Here is a 16389-nt window from a genome sequence, read left to right as displayed (position 1 = left end):
GCAGGAATTAAGCACTAGTATACGCAGAAATTTACATGGACGTAATCTATATAATCGAGGTCGTACAATTAGCTTGGCCGCTTTTGTCGGAAGTAAAAGCGGACTGAAAGGGAGAGTTTCATGAAGGGATTTAAGTTCATGCGTCGGATGAGCAAGCTGCAGGATGGACATCCAGCAGCATCCGAGGCGAATGTTCAACAGAGCCACAATTTCGATCACGACTCCAAACACTTTCAACAAGAGAAAGGTACTCGCAGATTTCGGCGTGCTTGGATTTTGGGATCTGTCGGCCTTGTGCTTCTAGCTACGGTGTTGGTTGGAGCAGAGAAAAAGTATGTAGCCGCTAACACGGTTACCTATTATCAAGTGTTGGTGAAGGGTGAAGAAGTCGGAAGACTTACCGATCAGACGCAGCTTAACCAGCTATACGATAAGAAACAACGAGAATATCAGGAGAAATATCCGAATTCAACCATGGTGCTGCAAACAGAGGGCATAACAATAGAAGAGCAGAAGGCATACAAGCCAGAAGTTGATAGTGAGGCGACACTTACTAAACTAGATGGAATGCTGAAAGCTTATGCGGTAGGCGTGCAATTGATGGTAGATGGCAAGGCCGTTGGCATAGTTAAGGATCAGGAAACTGCTAATGCTGTGCTCGAAGGGGTAAAAAATCATTATGTCCCACAAGCAGAAGTAGCAACGACGGCTAGTAAGCTAACAAGAACGGCTGCTTCCAGCTCATCTGCTGCAAAAGCGAAGGCTCCAGAGCAAGTAGAGTCGGTAGAGATTAGCGAGGATATTTCTATCGTTCCTATCAAAGCAGATCCTAATAAAGTGTTGGATGTGGAAGCGGCGGTCCAGACACTTACCGAAGGCAAAGAGGCGCCTCTTCTTTATACCGTTCAAGAGGGCGATACGATTTCGGGGATTGCCAAACGGTTTGAAATCACCCAAAAAGAGATTTATAGTAACAATCCTAACGTGAAAGAGCTGACGTTGAAGATTGGAGATACACTGAAGCTGAAGGTACCCCAACCAGATGTTACAGTAGTAACTGTGGAAAAAGTGACTGAGCAGATAGTGACTGAGCCGGAAGTGGTTGTGCGTTCGAGCGATCAGCTAGCGGCAGGCAAAAGTAAAGTGGTTCGCCCAGGGCAAACTGGACTTAAGGAAATGGAGTATCGGGTAACGAAGGAAAATGGTACGGTTGTCCAAGAAGAATGGTTAGGCCAGACCGTTATAAAAGCCTCGCTGCCAGAAGTTGTTTATCGGGGAACGAAGGTTGTTGGTGAAGGAACAGGCATGTTCAGTTGGCCGGTAAGCGGCGCAACCCTGACAAGTAGCTTCGGTGAGCGTTGGAGCCGTGCCCATAAGGGTATTGATATGGTATCTAGCAATCGGAATATAAAAGCTTCTGATGCCGGGACCGTAATCTTTGCAGGGGTGCAGAGTGGATACGGGAATGTAGTTATTGTGGACCATCGCAACGGATATCAAACCTATTATGGTCATTTAAAAAGTATCTCGGTTTCTACAGGCCAACGTTTGGAGCAGGGTGGCAAGATTGGCGTAATGGGCAGCACCGGACGTTCGACGGGTACACATCTGCATTTTGAGATTCGGAAGAATGGCACTGCTGTAAATCCAATGAAGTATTTGCAATAATTCATACTTAATCCTTTAACTGCTCGATTTTAATCGGGCGGTTTTTATTTTTTTTAATCTACGAGTGACGGCAAAGCCGGTTCTTTTTGCTGGGCAGGGGGATTGCTTATTTCGTAGGATGTGACGGTTAGACAGGTATGTTAAAATAAAGGAATGATCATTAAGTAAGGATAGGAAGGTGAAGCTGGGACATGCAGATGGGAACGATTCTGGTAGTAGATGATGAACAGCCTATTGCTGATATATTGAAATTTAATTTAGAAAAAGAAGGCTACGAGGTTATTTGTGCTTTTGATGGCAACAGTGCAGTGGAGCTGGCATTGTCCAAAAGGCCCGATCTTATGCTGCTTGATCTTATGCTGCCCGGCAAAGATGGCATGGACGTCTGCCGCGAGGTGCGTTCTGCGCACTTGGACATTCCTATCATTATGCTTACAGCCAAGGACGGAGAGATTGATAAGGTACTTGGCCTGGAGCTTGGTGCTGATGACTATGTGACCAAACCTTTTAGTACACGTGAATTGCTGGCCCGAGTTAAAGCCCAGATGCGGAGACAGCATAAACCGTCACCACAGGGGATGGCGAGTGAACCAGCAGAGAATAAGCAGGGCATTTATCATTTTGATCTGTTTATAGATACAGATATGTATATGGTCTATAAGGGCGGGGAGCCACTTGACTTGACCCATCGTGAATATGAGCTGCTCTACTATATGATCAAACATGCCGGTAAGGTGATGACTCGGGAGCATTTGCTGCAGGCAGTGTGGGGATTTGAGTATTTCGGTGATGTGCGGACCGTTGACGTGACGATCCGTCGTCTAAGAGAGAAAATTGAGGAGAACCCCAGCAAGCCCGAATATATTTATACTCGGCGTGGACTTGGCTATTTGATGCATAGCCCTAAAAATGGAGGACTGTGATGAAGTGGCGGTCCTTTATCCGGACAATTCAGGCAAAACTTATTATTATTTACGTGTTGCTGATTCTGATAGCTATGCAGTTGATCGGGGTTTATTTTGTCAGCTCGATGAAGAACTCGTTAACAGATAATTTCACCAAGGACCTTAAAGCACGTGCTGAGATGTTGTCCATCCTGACTGCTGATAAATTTGGTAGTGAGGCTGGAACGGCTGATGAGGAAACGGCTGTGGAAAGTCTGCGCGGGATGGTCAATAATCTGTACATTAACGGGGCTGAAATTCAGGTACTGGATGCCAGCGGCAAAATCATCACCACTTCTGTTCCCTCGCAGAATGACTATGTCGGGCAGCGTAACACCCAGACAGTTGTGAATCGGGCCTTGCAGGGCATCAGTGATAACGAGGAATATATTATTGCGGATGATAATGTGCGGAAAAAGGTTGTGGCTAAGCCTGTGCTCTCGGGGGACAAGGTAGTGGGCGCAATCTATATTGCTGCTGACATGAAGGATCTATACGCCACGATGGGCCGGATCAATAGTGTATTTATCTCAGGTTTGCTGTTAGCTCTAGCGTTAACGGTTGTTTTATGCGTCATTCTGGCGCACACTATCACGCAGCCTATTAAGGAAATGACGAGGCATGCTACGGCGGTCGCTGAAGGCCGATTCAATCGTAAAATGCCCGTATTGGGCAATGATGAAATTGGACAACTCAGTCAGGCGTTCAATTATATGACCGGTAGATTGCGGGAAGCACTCTCGCAGAATGAAGAGGAGAAGGAGAAGCTTACCTCTATTCTGACGAACATGAGTGATGGTGTTGTGGCTACAGATGAGAACGGAGTAGTGATTCTGATGAATCGGCGGGCAGCGTTGATGCTCGGAAATGAAGGTCCGTTGCCGGAAGGCGCTCCTCTAGATAAACTGTTGGGCTTAGATTACGAACAAAGCGGATCTCTGGCTAAAGGCAATGCCCAATCTGCAATGCTTCATCTGACCCATATGGGTGGAGAAGATTCTAATATCGTAAGAGTGACGTTTACTCCCATTCATCGTCGTGAGGGGGGCATTGCCGGCACAATTGCTGTGTTGCAGGATGTCACCGAACAGGAGAATCTGGAGGAATCACGCCGGGAGTTCGTGGCGAACGTTTCGCATGAGCTAAGAACACCACTTACCACTATTAAAAGCTATGTTGAAGCACTGGATGATGGAGCACTTGAAGATCCGCAGCTGGCGGTTCGGTTTGTTGGGGTGATTCGCAACGAAACGGAACGGATGATTCGTCTGGTTACGGATTTGCTGCATCTTTCCCGTCTGGATTCCAAGGAAGCTCTTCTTCGAATTCAGCAGACGGATATTACCGAGATGCTGGAGGATGTGGCGGATCGTTTTTCTTTTCAAATTCGGCAAAAGCGTATCGATATCAGTACAAGGGTCCGCAAAGATGTTACTACGGCGTGGCTTGATCGTGATCAAATTGACCAGGTCTTGGGGAATTTGGTCTCCAATGCGCTGAAATATACGCCAGAAGGCGGTACAATTGAATTGGAAGCGTTGAAGAATGAGGATGGAATGCTCTCCATTTCTGTACGTGATTCGGGGATAGGGATTCCGAAAAAAGATATCGAGCGGATCTTCGAACGATTTTATCGCGTGGATAAGGCACGTTCGCGGAACATGGGAGGCACGGGACTTGGCCTTTCCATTGCCCGGGAAATTGTGAAGGCACATGGAGGCTCCATTTCCCTGCAATCCGAGCTAAATGAAGGTTCAAAGGTAACCTTTACCCTGCCTTTGAACGAGCAAAGGGGGAGTGAGGCGTGAAGGAACGAATCAAATCATGCATTCTAGCCTTGCTCGTGCTCGGAAGCCTGGTTGAAAGCTATTATTTGATCTACCGCTTGCCTGGTGCTGATTCTGCGGTGCTTTCTGAGAACCTGTATGTGAAGACAGATAATATGGGTCCGGAAGAGAAGGTAGAGAACCTGTTATACCCTGACAAAATGATCATCCATATGGGGGAAGGCAAGCATACGCTTTTTTATCCGGACTCTACGTTCTATAGCTTGATCATGAATCGCTTAAAAGGTCGTGGCTTCGAAAGCTTTCAGCGGCACTCGGTACAGGATTATGATTGGGATAAGATCCGCAATGAGAATCCTGGGATTGAGCTTTCGTTCGGAGCGGGCATTCCGGTAACGTTATTGCAGCGGGTGATGCAGTTATCGCCAGATTCCCTTTTTGAAGGAGAAAGCATCGATCGCATTTGGATCTATAACATTAAGAACGATTCCAAGGCCCATGCTATTTTCTTCAGTACGAGAGGCGACATCATATACGAAGCGGCAAAAGCGGATTTAACGGTTCAGGATGTGCAGCAGCATGTCGATTTTGGTAAGAATTGGACGCCTTACAAGACCGTAAGCGGGGATTATTATGTGCCAGACAGTAAGATTTCTCTGGTTCAGGTAGACATGCCTTCCGGGATGTACACCATAGAGCAAATGCAGAGTAATCTTTTCTTCGATGTTGGAAGTACTAGATATATCCGGGAGAAAAACGGCTCGGAGATTTATACGGACAGCAAACGAAGCCTTCAGGTGGACCAGGGTAAGAACTGGATGAGCTATAGCGACCCTGCGGCTCTTCCAGCTGGAGAAAGTACCCCTGCCAAGGATGCTTTGGAAGCTGTAGAATTTGTGAACCAGCATGGCGGATGGAATGGGACTTACCGTTTGGAGGCTACAGAGGAAGGCAGACAGGAGAGAAAGGTCTCTTTTCAACAATATTATGGCTCCTACCCGTACGGCTCCTATCCGATAATGAGCCATTCATCATTACAGTATGGTGTAATAAATCTGGAACTGCAGCAGGGAACAGTATCCTCTTATGAACGTTCTCTAATCTATATAGATGAAAGTAAGGCCGTAAAAAAGGTAGTGGAGCTATCTGGAGGTGCGGATCTGGAGTATAGGTTGTCTCTGGTCAGTAAAACTTCGGCAGTGAAGGATTTAACGCCTGCTTATGTGCCTGAGGTGAAGGAAGATCATCTGGAGCTGATACCTGTCTGGAAAGTTACACTTAGTGATGGTAGCGTGCTTACTTTGAATTAATGGGCAAGTGGTTCATATAACATTTAGGAGGTTCGGGTATGGATTGGGGAAGAGCTAAAAATGTACTGATTTGCGCCTTTTTAGGTCTGAATCTGCTGCTATGTTACCAGCTGTGGGTCGATTTACGCGATCAGGTTAGTGCTAATCTTGATTTTACTTCCCTGTCTGCTGAGACCCAAGCCGTAATGGAGCAGAAAGGGATTCGTGTATTGTGTCCCATTCCGGCTTCTACCCCGCAGCTTCCTAACATTACTTATCGTTATTCTGCTGAAGAGCAGACTGAACCACCAATTAAATTAGATGTACCTATAGACAGCAAGCTGATCTATTCTTCCTTCTCAGAGCTTAGCAAGGCGCTTGAGGATAAGATTCCTGACATTTCCAATTATCGCTTTGATTCACAGGAAAGTGAGGTTGGGAAGTTCGTTCTTCATCCGCTGGTTCAAAATCAGTGGTCGTTGTTCCGTGTTAGGCTAGAGTTGATTAACAGTGATCAAAAAATCGTAGCTTACCGCTGGCCGAAGATTGAAATAGGGACAAGCAGCAGCGATAAAGAACAGAAGGTGCTTCCAGCATCGCAAGCACTTAGTAGTTTGATAGAGAAGTATTTCCCGGCAGATTCCGTAGTGAAGGAGATTGAGCTGGGGTATTACGGTGAGCTGTTCAACTCGGAAAGTCAGGTAGCTTCGCCGATGTGGCGGTTTATGCTGGAGAACGGCAATGCCTATTATGTGGATGCTATTAGTGCGGACATCATCAGTCCTAAGACAACAGAGTAGAAGGAGTAAGGAAAATGGGGATTTCATTTACAGTACTGTCCAGTGGGTCTACCGGCAATGTAACGGTGGTACGAAACGGGGAGACAACACTTATGATTGATGCAGGTTTTAGTGCCAAGCGGATCGATGAGCTGTTGGCCATGCGTGAACTAACGGGTAATGATATAGACGGGATTCTAGTTACACACGAACATTCCGATCATATCAAGGGACTCGGGGCCATGGCCCGTAAATACGATCTTCCGATTTATGCGAACACCAATACCTGGGGAGCTATCGAGAAGGGAATTGGTAAAATACCGGAGTATAACCGTATGATCATGGAGTCTGGCCAGCACAAGGATTTCGGCAGTATGCGAGTAGAATCCTTTGCGATTTCTCATGATGCGGCGGAGCCAGTGGGTTACAATTTTTATGATGGAAAAGAGAAGTTATGTGTAGCTACAGACCTGGGCTATGTTAGTGATAAGGTAAGAGATGCAATTTCAGATGCAGATGTATTGGTGCTGGAGGCGAATCATGATATCGAATTGCTGAGAATGGGACGTTATCCGTGGAATACGAAACGGCGCATCCTAGGCGACATGGGTCACCTTTCCAATGAGGCAGCTGGAGCTGCGCTTAGCGAAATTCTTACAGGGCGGACCAAACGGACCTATTTGGCGCATTTAAGCCGGGATCACAATATGATGGATTTGGCAAAAATGTCGGTACGCGGCGCAATGGAGGATCGGGGCTGTTTTTTCAAAGATAGTGAGTTCAGACTGTGTGATACGTATTATGATCAACCTACGCCATGGGATAAGCTGAGCCAGTCATAAGCTGATCAAGTTCAGCGGTCTTGCGATCTAATTCTTGGCGGGAGATTAGGCCTTTTTCAATCATCAATTCGATCATTGCGCTAAAGGCAAGGGTCATGTGGTAGTGTTCATCCTTTAAGTCACCAAGCTTACCGATAAACTCGACTAAATCCATACTTGTTGAAAAAGAACTCATAATTAATCCTCCTTTAATAGTGTGAATATATAGTGTAATTAGAACTGAAAACTGTAAAAAATTCGCAGGTGTTTTAGCTGAGGAAAATCCCGAATTGCAGGTTGCCTGTGATACAATTAAAAGCGTGATGAGCAAAGCTAAAATTTTAGGGACACTTCTATTTTATTGTAGTCTTTTAAGTTGCAAAATATTCCTAATAGAGAAGATATATTAAAAGATTATCATAATCTAACGATTGATCGAAACTCTTGTGGGGTTAATGGATAAAGTGAAACTTTTTAGTGATATTTGGAGTCTAATGGTTACAGAGGTTTGGTTCGGACGTGGTTGCTATAGGTTCAGGTCTTACCAACAGTGAACGCTTGGCAATAGAAGGGGGAGATTTTCGGTGGGATTGTTTGATGATGATTTCTATTCAACTAAAGTTTCGCGGTCCAGAGGGGATGAAGCATCAAAGGGATCGTTTGCTAATCGTAGACATTCTGTACGCAGATCGCGTAAGGGTTTATCTACCTGGCAAATATCCGCCGTTTGCTCCTTAGTCAGCGCTGTGGTGGCAGTTTTGTTATTCAGTATGTTTACAGGCCAGATGAGTCATGAGACTGCTCAGAAGCCGGTTGTAGCAACTGGAAATGTTGCCCCAAGCAGCAGTGATCCATTTGACCGGATTATTCAAGCTGCTGCCACGGTTCGCCCTGCAGTAGTAAGTATTATCAATCATAAAGAAGATAATGAAGAATTAAACATTCTGGATGAGTCTGCACTAGGCTCAGGAGTGATCTATAAAAAGACAGGGAATAAAGCATTTATCATTACCAATAATCATGTCATTGAAGACTCCGGTAATCTCGAAGTAGTTACAGTGAACGGAGAGACTCGTAAGGCAACACTCGTTGGAACGGATAAAGTAAGCGACATTGCGGTACTCTCTATTGATGCCAAAGGAATCGATACCATCGCGCAGCTCGGTGATTCCTCTAAGCTTCGTCTAGGTGAAACGGTCATTGCTATCGGTAATCCGCTAGGACTTGGTGATACATTGACCTCGGGGATTGTTAGCTATACTGAACGGATGGTTCCCGTATCCCTTAATCAGGATGGAGTATATGACTGGGAACAAGAAGTGATACAGACCGATGCGGCGATTAATGAAGGAAACAGTGGCGGCGCATTAGTGGATCTGGATGGCAAGGTCATTGGAATTAACACAATGAAGATTTCAGATACGGGTGTAGAGGGTCTGGGTTTTGCAATTCCTGCGAATCATGTGATAGATATCGCTAATGAGCTGGCTGAAAAAGGACATATTGCCCGTTCGTACTTGGGTGTATATTCAGTTGATTTGAACAATCCGTACGTTCCACTAGCAGAAGATCAACGCAATGAATTGAACCTGCCGAACAGTGTTAAGGATGGAGTAGTTGTTCTAGAAGCCGTTGGCCCTGCGAAGGAAGCTGGACTGCAATTCAATGATGTCATTACCAAATTTAATGATCAATCAATCATATCTACCCTTTCTCTTCGCAAGTACTTATATAATCATACGAAGATCGGTGATGATCTGAAAATTACTTACTATCGAAACGGCGAGGCCAAACAGGCAACAGTTAAACTTCTTGAAAAACCACAGGAATAATATGCTGGAAGTCGGTATATAATGATATAGCAGTTACGACAAGTAGAGCGGACTACCCCTTCGATTCCGAGGGGGTACCTTCTTGAAAAAGCGGATAAAAGTAACGTTTTTGGAAAAGCTATTTTTCTAAAACCATGATAATTATGCCAGAAAAAGGATCTATTTAGGGAATAAACACTAAGTGGCAGCCCTTACATTGGAAGGTAATACTTATTAGGGCAAAAACGGATATATTCGGATGCTTGCTTGCCTTTGCTAATCAGGTGTGGTAATATGATATCAATCATACATTTAGTCCCTAATTCTCGCATTGAAAAGGGCTGTCATATTTGGTAATACAACCTTTTTCAATGTGTGAATTTTTTCTTTGTTTGAAGATAAAAAGAACATATTAATTTAAATTTGTGGAGGTAACACACATGCAAACAGGTACAGTTAAATGGTTCAACGCAGAAAAAGGATTCGGATTTATCGAAGTTGAAGGCGGAAGCGACGTATTCGTTCACTTCAGCGCAATCACTGGCGACGGCTTCAAAACTTTGGACGAAGGCCAACGCGTTGAATTCAACGTTGTTCAAGGCAACCGTGGACCACAAGCCGAAAACGTTGTAAAACTGTAATAATAGAAGAAACCGTCCCAGCTTGTGAAAGTTGGGACGGTCTTTTTATATCTAGTTACTCACTATTGACTTACAGGATGGGAGGAACGGCAATGAACTACCGGAAGAAACCTTTGGAAGAAATACCGGAAGAAAATACCGCAATTTGGGCATGTACCAATGAGGGATGCAACGGATGGATGAGGGATAATTTCGCATTTGAACATGCGCCTTCTTGCCGTCTATGTGACTCTCCAATGGTTCGCAGCACGAAGATGCTACCCCAATTGCTTAATTCGAATGGCGATCTCAAATCGCTGAAGAAGGGTATTTCCATCTAACCAATACCTAAATGAGTCAAGCATTTAATAGAACGACGAACCACTCAAGACGGGTAAACCGTCTTATTTTTTTTGCTTTCTTTATGCTAAATTGTGATCTTTGTCACAAATCATTTGAATTTCACCGTTAAATGACTATCTTTATGTGACATTTATCACAAAAAGAAGTTTAAATTTTTGACAGAATATAATTAACGAAAAGGGGAGAAGGAAGGGACAAATATGGATACAGTAATGCTGTCGCGTATACAATTTGCGTCGACGACAATATTCCACTATTTCTTTGTACCGGTATCAATCGGACTAGCGCTCTTGATTGCAATCATGGAGACAATGTACGTTAGAAAAGGTAATGAAGAGTACAAAAAAATGGCGCAGTTCTGGGGAAAGCTATTCCTCATCAATTTTGCAGTAGGGGTAGTTACAGGGATATTGCAGGAATTTCAGTTCGGGATGAACTGGTCCGATTATTCACGTTTTGTTGGTGATGTATTCGGGGCTCCACTTGCAGTTGAGGCATTGGCAGCCTTTTTTCTGGAGTCTACTTTTATTGGGATATGGATATTCGGTTGGGATAAAGTGTCCAAGCGAGTACATTTACTGTCCATCTGGCTGGTAGCATTCGGTACGATGTTATCTGCATTCTGGATTCTAGCGGCTAACTCTTTTATGCAGCATCCTGTGGGTTTTGCGATAAATAATGGACGTGCAGAAATGAACGATTTCTTCGCGCTTATTACGAACGGACAATTGCTGGTTGAATTCCCACACACCGTACTGGCTGCTTATGCAACAGGTGCTTTTCTTGTAACAGGTATTAGTGCTTATAAAATATTGAAGAAACAAGAGGTTTCTTTCTTTAAGAAGTCTTTTCAGATTGCAGCCATCGTAGGGATTATTTCTTCTATTGGTGTAGCTGTTGCTGGTCACGCCCAAGCGCAATATTTGGTTGAAACTCAACCAATGAAAATGGCAGCTTCCGAAGGACTGTGGGGTAAGAGTGGTGACCCGGCACCTTGGACCGTATGGGCAAACATTGATCCAGAGAATCAAATCAGTACTGGAGAATTTCAAATTCCTTATATGCTGAGTTTCCTTTCATACAGTAAATTTTCCGGTGAAGTTAAAGGTATGCTTGAGCTGCAAGCGGAGTATGAGCAAACCTATGGCCCCGGTGATTATATTCCACCTGTACGTACGACATTCTGGAGTTTCCGGATCATGGTTCTAGCAGGAACGTTAATGATTGTATTGGGAATGTATGCTATGTACTTAATGTGGCGCAAAAAAATGGACCGTCCGAACACTTGGTTTATGCGGTTTATGTTATGGGGCTTGTTGCTTCCTCCGATTGCGAATACAGCCGGTTGGGTTATGACCGAATTCGGGCGTCAGCCATGGACGGTATTCGGACTGATGACAACGGAAGACAGTGTGTCGCCTAATATTACAAGTGGTCAAGTTCTGTTCTCCGTGATTTCTTTTACAACGATTTATTTAATTCTAGGATTAGTGTTGGTCGGATTGTTTATTAAAGTGATTAAAAAAGGTCCTTATGCAATGGATAACGATCACGGCGATTCGAATGATCCATATAACGAGGAGGGTTCCCATGATATCTCTTAATGAATTGTGGTTTGTGCTGATTGCAGTTCTGTTTATAGGGTTCTTCTTCCTGGAGGGTTTCGATTTCGGCGTAGGGATGGAAACACAAATTCTCGCTAAAAATGATACAGAGCGCCGTGTTCTGATTAACTCGATCGGACCCTTCTGGGATGGGAATGAGGTATGGCTTATCACAGCTGCGGGTGCAATGTTTGCGGCTTTCCCCGAGTGGTATGCAACGCTGTTTAGTGGATTCTATATACCTTTTGTATTTGCCTTATTAGCTCTGATAGCGCGTGGTGTCGCTTTTGAATTCAGAGGTAAACGTGATTCATTGGCTTGGAAAAGAACTTGGGATGCTTGTATCTTTATTGGCAGCTTCCTTCCACCATTCCTCTTAGCAGTAGTATTTGCAAGCTTTATCAAAGGATTGCCTATTGATGGGGATATGCAAATGTATGCAGGGTTCACAGATATCGTGAATGTGTACACTGTAGTAGCAGGGCTTACTGTTGTCCTTCTGTGCCTGGTGCATGGTCTTATGTTCACAACACTGCGTACAGTGGGGGATCTACAGGTTCGCGCTCGCAAGTTGGCTCAAAAATTGCTAATCCCGCTCGCAGCTTTATTTACTGCTTTTGTGATTATGACTTATAATATGACGGATATTTTCGAGCAACGTGGAACGATTCTTATGATTATTGTAGCCCTGGGAGTTATCGCCTTTGTACTGTCCGGTTACTTCATGACGAAGAAGAAGGATGGCTACGCTTTTGGAATGACAGGAGCGGTAATGGCGCTTTCGGTAACTTCTATCTTTGTAGGATTGTTCCCGCGTGTTATGATTAGTTCAATTGATCAAGCTTTTAATTTGACGATCACTAATGCGGCTTCGGGCCATTACTCTTTGAAGGTAATGACGATTGTGGCACTGACTATCCTTCCGTTCGTATTGGGATATCAAATTTGGAGTTACTTTGTTTTTCATAAACGGGTTCACGAGAAGGAGCATCTTGAATACTAATGGATAAAAACTTGCTTGGGTATAAAGGAATTAAGCCAGTCTTTCTGATTGTAGGCTTCCTTACCCTGGTGCAAAGCTTGTCCATACTTCTGCTGGCTAAATCGCTGGCAGAAGTCATCTCTGCGCTATTTGCGGGAGAACCTCTGAAGGAACAATGGGGCACTGCGCTATTGTTCCTTCTTTCATTTCTTGTGCGCCATGCTTGTGCTATGCTGATGAGCCGTGTCTCTTACCGCTTCGCGGAAGCAACGGGCAGCACTATGCGGAGGGAAATGATGGACAAGCTCTTCCAGCTTGGCCCTAGAATGGTGGGCGGGCGTGGAACCGGGGATCTTGTTACACTGGTGCTGGAAGGCGTAACTAAATTCCGCACGTATCTGGAAGCGATCATTCCTAGAATGGTAGGGATGTCTGTTACACCGATCTTGGTGCTTATTTACGTCTTTACGATGGACACTACGAGCGGGATTATTCTTACGGTAACTATGCCGATTATTATTGTTTTTATGATTTTGATTGGGATGACGGCCCGTAAGCAAATGGATCGGCAATTGAAATCGTATCGCACATTATCTAATCATTTCGTAGACTCATTACGTGGGCTAGAAACATTAAAATTTCTAGGACGCAGTCGTAGTCATAGCGACAGCATTGCTGCTGTCAGCGATCGTTATCGCTCGGCGACCATGCGTACGCTGCGAGTGGCCTTTTTGTCATCGTTCGCCCTGGATTTCTTCACTATGCTGTCTGTAGCTTCTGTAGCGGTAAGTCTTGGTTTGCGGCTTGTAAATGAACAAATGACATTGGTTACGGGCTTAACGATTCTAATCTTGGCTCCGGAATATTTCCTGCCTGTCAGATTGGTAGGTTCAGATTTCCATGCTACTTTGGATGGGAAAGAAGCCGCTGAAGCAATGAAGAGCATTATAGATCAAGATGAGGTGAAGGCTGAAGTAATCGTCCCTAACGGTGATCTATCTGTCAGTTCTGCAGCAAAAACATCGGAACAAATATTCACTTGGCATGAGAATAGCGTGCTCACATTAAATGACGTTAGCGTGAAGTATGAGGAAGCAGGGCTTTCTTCGCTGGAAGCGCTGAACCTGCAATTTAAAGGAGCTAGCAAAATTGGGATTATCGGAGAGAGCGGGGCCGGTAAATCTACTTTAGTGGATATATTAGGGGGCTTCTTACACCCTACTTCAGGAAGTATCACGGTTAACGGTACTACGGTTAGTGCATTAACGGATGAGGCTTGGCGAAAACAGACCTCGTATATCCCGCAGCGTCCGTATATTTTTAGCGGCACGTTAGCGGATAATATACGTTTTTATTACCCTGAGGCTTCTATGGAGGCTGTTGCCGCGGCAGTGAAAGCTACTGGTTTATCGGGGCTGGTGGATACTCTTCCGCATGGCTTAGATGAGATGATTGGTGGCGGCGGCCGTTCGTTCAGCGGTGGCCAGGAGCAACGGGTGGCATTAGCCCGGGCACTGCTTAGCAGCCGTCCGATTATGCTTCTAGACGAGCCAACGGCGCATCTGGATATTGAAACGGAATATGAGCTGAAGGAGACGATGGTGCCCCTTTTTGAAGGAAAGCTGGTCTTTCTGGCTACCCATCGCCTGCACTGGATGCTCGATATGGACATTATTGTAGTAATGAAGCAAGGCCAAGTGGCAGAAATCGGTACCCATCAGGAGTTACTTGCCCGCAAGGGTGCGTATTATGAGTTGATTGGGTCGCAATTGGAGGGAATCCATTGAAACGTGAAGGATGGTTTGCTCCCTATGTATCGTCGTATTTTTGGCGTTTTGTGCTAATTATTGTGCTTGGGGCGTTGACGATTTTTACTGCCTCTTCATTGATGTATACTTCAGGATTTCTGATCTCAAAAGCGTCTACACCGGTCGAAAATATCCTGATGATCTACGTGCCGATTGTTGGTGTACGTACGTTCGGAACAAGCCGGGCAGTCATTCACTACGTGGAACGGCTGATTGGGCATGACACCATTTTACGGATTCTTTCTAAAATGCGTGTGCGCCTGTACAATATTTTGGAGCCACAGGCCTTGTTCCTGTCGTCGCGTTTCCGTACTGGGGATATTCTCGGGATGTTAGCTGATGACATCGAATATTTGCAAAATGTATATCTGAGAACCGTATTTCCAAGTGTTATTGCTTTATTGATCTACGGGGTTGCAGTGATTGCGTTGGGCACCTTTGATATCGGTTTTGCGTTATTAATGGCTTTGTATATTTTGGTGCTGGTCGTGGTATTGCCGCTTATATCTTTGTTGTTCACCCAGAAACGTCAACGTGAAGTGAAGGTAGAGCGTAATCGCCTCTATCAAAAGCTGACGGACGCCGTTCTCGGTATGGGCGATTGGGTCATTAGTGGACGGCAAAGCCAGTTCGTGGAGACCTATGAAGCAGATGAGAAAAAAGTGGCCAAAACTGATGCAGCGCTGCGCAGCTGGGCGCGTCTACGTGCGTTCATCGGGCAAGCAGTTGTTGGGGTTGGCGTGCTTTCGATGTTATATTGGGCCGCCGGGGAGTATGCGGATGGTGCTATTGCAGGTACGTTGATTGCGGCGTTTGTCTTGGTTGTTTTTCCTGTAGCAGATGCTTTTTTGCCAGTATCCGAAGCGGTGGAGAAAATCCCGCAGTACCGTAACTCGCTGGAGCGGTTGTCTGGAGTGGTCGGAGAAGAGCAGAATATAGTTTCCGAACAGGCATCTGTAGTCGATGTTCTACCTCAGGCCATAAAAAGTGCTCATATCAAGCTCGAAAATGTGGGTTACCGCTATGGATCAGAGGATAATTGGTCGGTTCGTGATCTCAGCCTCGACATCCCACAAGGCAAAAAAATTGCCATCATCGGCCGTAGCGGGGCAGGGAAATCGACGTTGTTAAAGGCTATTCAAGGGGTTATCCAACCTTCTGCAGGTTCGGCTATGATTAATGGAATCGCGGCTGCTGCCTATGGCGATAACATTCCTTCTATTATAGCGGTGCTAAATCAAAGCCCACACTTATTTGATACTACAGTAGCGAACAATATTCGTATGGGTGATCCGAAGGCTTCCGAACAAGCGATTAAAGAAGCTGGCACATTAGCCAAAATGGATACGTTGATCTCCTCGTTACCAGATGGATACAATACCTTTGTCCGTGAAGCAGGGCAACGTTTCTCCGGTGGAGAGCGTCAGCGGATAGCGTTAGCTCGTATTTTGCTGCAAAATACACCTGTCGTCATTCTTGACGAACCGACCGTAGGGTTGGACCCAAGCACGGAGCGTGATCTTTTGCAGACGATGTTTGAAGCTATGGACGGTAAATCTCTGATCTGGGTAACGCATCATTTGGTTGGTGCGGAGCAGATGGATGAAGTGATTTTTATGGAAAATGGCTCGGTAGAAATGCATGGAACCCATGCGGAGCTGATGGAAAAAGAACCACGTTACCGCAGATTGTATGAGCTGGATCGTCCAGTGGAGTTTCTAGGGTAGGATGGAGAGTTTGCAGATAACATTTATAGAAATTAGAGAGATATTAGTGAAGAGATTCCTTTTGCCCGTTTGGGGTGGGAGGAATCTTTTATTTCGGTAGGGCAAGAATATAGACAATGGATGAACAGATTGCTGGAATGGATAGATAGGAGTTCCATTTTCGTGGGAAGTATGGTAGAACAATAG

14 protein-coding genes are annotated in these 16389 nt (G+C 45.1%); 13 read left to right on the top strand and 1 reads right to left on the bottom strand.

From position 1 onward, the window contains the following. Positions 1 to 120 precede the first annotated feature (120 nt). The 6 genes from MHH46_RS31620 (at position 121) to MHH46_RS31595 (ending at position 7309) form a co-directional block, all read left to right on the top strand. Positions 121 to 1668, top strand: coding sequence for a M23 family metallopeptidase (locus MHH46_RS31620; RefSeq protein WP_076191477.1), 1548 nt, complete (start codon positions 121 to 123; stop codon positions 1666 to 1668). 191 nt (positions 1669 to 1859) lie between these two features. Beyond that, positions 1860 to 2591, top strand: coding sequence for a response regulator YycF (gene yycF, locus MHH46_RS31615; protein WP_076124308.1), 732 nt, complete (start codon positions 1860 to 1862; stop codon positions 2589 to 2591). Beyond that, complete coding sequence (gene walK / locus MHH46_RS31610; protein ID WP_036677817.1) at positions 2591 to 4420, top strand: cell wall metabolism sensor histidine kinase WalK; 1830 nt, start codon at positions 2591 to 2593, stop codon at positions 4418 to 4420. Before yycF ends, walK begins: the two co-directional genes overlap by 1 nt. Continuing rightward, a complete protein-coding gene (locus tag MHH46_RS31605; protein WP_076124306.1) occupies positions 4417 to 5709 on the top strand; it encodes a YycH family regulatory protein in 1293 nt (430 codons plus the stop codon). The genes walK and MHH46_RS31605 overlap by 4 nt, the downstream gene beginning before the upstream one ends. A gap of 38 nt (positions 5710 to 5747) precedes the next feature. Next, positions 5748 to 6488 carry a two-component system regulatory protein YycI gene (gene yycI, locus MHH46_RS31600; protein ID WP_036677823.1) on the top strand — a complete coding sequence of 247 codons (741 nt, stop codon included), beginning with the start codon at positions 5748 to 5750 and terminating at the stop codon, positions 6486 to 6488. Positions 6489 to 6502: 14 nt separating this feature from the next. After that, the gene (locus tag MHH46_RS31595) at positions 6503 to 7309 is read left to right on the top strand and encodes an MBL fold metallo-hydrolase (protein WP_036677825.1); all 807 of its coding nucleotides are present in this window, start codon (positions 6503 to 6505) and stop codon (positions 7307 to 7309) included. Here the strand turns inward: MHH46_RS31595 and MHH46_RS31590 are convergent. Next, positions 7278 to 7484, bottom strand: a complete 207-nt coding sequence (locus MHH46_RS31590) for a hypothetical protein (protein WP_036677826.1) — start codon at positions 7482 to 7484, stop codon at positions 7278 to 7280. The two genes, MHH46_RS31595 and MHH46_RS31590, sit on opposite strands and share 32 nt — an antisense overlap. 388 nt (positions 7485 to 7872) lie before the next feature. On the opposite strand from MHH46_RS31590, the gene MHH46_RS31585 reads away from it, so the two are divergent. From MHH46_RS31585 to cydC, 7 genes are all read left to right on the top strand, one after another. After that, positions 7873 to 9120, top strand: a complete 1248-nt coding sequence (locus tag MHH46_RS31585) for a S1C family serine protease (protein ID WP_076124305.1) — start codon at positions 7873 to 7875, stop codon at positions 9118 to 9120. A gap of 419 nt (positions 9121 to 9539) precedes the next feature. Then, positions 9540 to 9740: a cold-shock protein gene (locus MHH46_RS31580; RefSeq protein WP_019914582.1), complete on the top strand. Its 201-nt coding sequence runs from the start codon at positions 9540 to 9542 to the stop codon at positions 9738 to 9740. A gap of 92 nt (positions 9741 to 9832) precedes the next feature. Further along, the gene (locus MHH46_RS31575; RefSeq protein WP_036677829.1) at positions 9833 to 10060 is read left to right on the top strand and encodes a cold-shock protein; all 228 of its coding nucleotides are present in this window, start codon (positions 9833 to 9835) and stop codon (positions 10058 to 10060) included. A 222-nt stretch (positions 10061 to 10282) separates the two neighbouring features. Then, on the top strand, positions 10283 to 11686 hold the full coding sequence (locus tag MHH46_RS31570; protein WP_076105177.1) for a cytochrome ubiquinol oxidase subunit I: 1404 nt from the start codon (positions 10283 to 10285) through the stop codon (positions 11684 to 11686). Then, a complete protein-coding gene (gene cydB / locus MHH46_RS31565; protein ID WP_076191480.1) occupies positions 11673 to 12689 on the top strand; it encodes a cytochrome d ubiquinol oxidase subunit II in 1017 nt (338 codons plus the stop codon). Before MHH46_RS31570 ends, cydB begins: the two co-directional genes overlap by 14 nt. Continuing rightward, positions 12689 to 14455: a thiol reductant ABC exporter subunit CydD gene (cydD, locus tag MHH46_RS31560; protein WP_076191483.1), complete on the top strand. Its 1767-nt coding sequence runs from the start codon at positions 12689 to 12691 to the stop codon at positions 14453 to 14455. Before cydB ends, cydD begins: the two co-directional genes overlap by 1 nt. Beyond that, positions 14452 to 16203: a thiol reductant ABC exporter subunit CydC gene (cydC, locus tag MHH46_RS31555; RefSeq protein WP_076191486.1), complete on the top strand. Its 1752-nt coding sequence runs from the start codon at positions 14452 to 14454 to the stop codon at positions 16201 to 16203. The genes cydD and cydC overlap by 4 nt, the downstream gene beginning before the upstream one ends. Positions 16204 to 16389 lie beyond the last annotated feature (186 nt).

This window comes from Paenibacillus sp. FSL H8-0175 (assembly GCF_045040615.1).
GTDB classification, from domain to species: domain Bacteria; phylum Bacillota; class Bacilli; order Paenibacillales; family Paenibacillaceae; genus Paenibacillus_AQ; species Paenibacillus_AQ odorifer.
Note: the sequence above shows the minus strand (reverse complement) of the source record. Positions and strands in the feature narration are given on the sequence as shown.

What these genes read in the sequence shown, in the direction of transcription:
- yycI (WP_036677823.1), top strand. Translation starts at nt 5,748, where the DNA reads ATGGATTGGGGAAGAGCTAAAAATGTACTGATTTGCGCCTTTTTAGGT.
- cydD (WP_076191483.1), top strand. Translation starts at nt 12,689, where the DNA reads ATGGATAAAAACTTGCTTGGGTATAAAGGAATTAAGCCAGTCTTTCTG.
- MHH46_RS31570 (WP_076105177.1), top strand. Translation starts at nt 10,283, where the DNA reads ATGGATACAGTAATGCTGTCGCGTATACAATTTGCGTCGACGACAATA.
- MHH46_RS31620 (WP_076191477.1), top strand. Translation starts at nt 121, where the DNA reads ATGAAGGGATTTAAGTTCATGCGTCGGATGAGCAAGCTGCAGGATGGA.
- walK (WP_036677817.1), top strand. Translation starts at nt 2,591, where the DNA reads ATGAAGTGGCGGTCCTTTATCCGGACAATTCAGGCAAAACTTATTATT.
- MHH46_RS31590 (WP_036677826.1), bottom strand. Translation starts at nt 7,484, where the DNA reads ATGAGTTCTTTTTCAACAAGTATGGATTTAGTCGAGTTTATCGGTAAG.
- cydB (WP_076191480.1), top strand. Translation starts at nt 11,673, where the DNA reads ATGATATCTCTTAATGAATTGTGGTTTGTGCTGATTGCAGTTCTGTTT.
- MHH46_RS31580 (WP_019914582.1), top strand. Translation starts at nt 9,540, where the DNA reads ATGCAAACAGGTACAGTTAAATGGTTCAACGCAGAAAAAGGATTCGGA.
- MHH46_RS31575 (WP_036677829.1), top strand. Translation starts at nt 9,833, where the DNA reads ATGAACTACCGGAAGAAACCTTTGGAAGAAATACCGGAAGAAAATACC.
- MHH46_RS31595 (WP_036677825.1), top strand. Translation starts at nt 6,503, where the DNA reads ATGGGGATTTCATTTACAGTACTGTCCAGTGGGTCTACCGGCAATGTA.
- yycF (WP_076124308.1), top strand. Translation starts at nt 1,860, where the DNA reads ATGCAGATGGGAACGATTCTGGTAGTAGATGATGAACAGCCTATTGCT.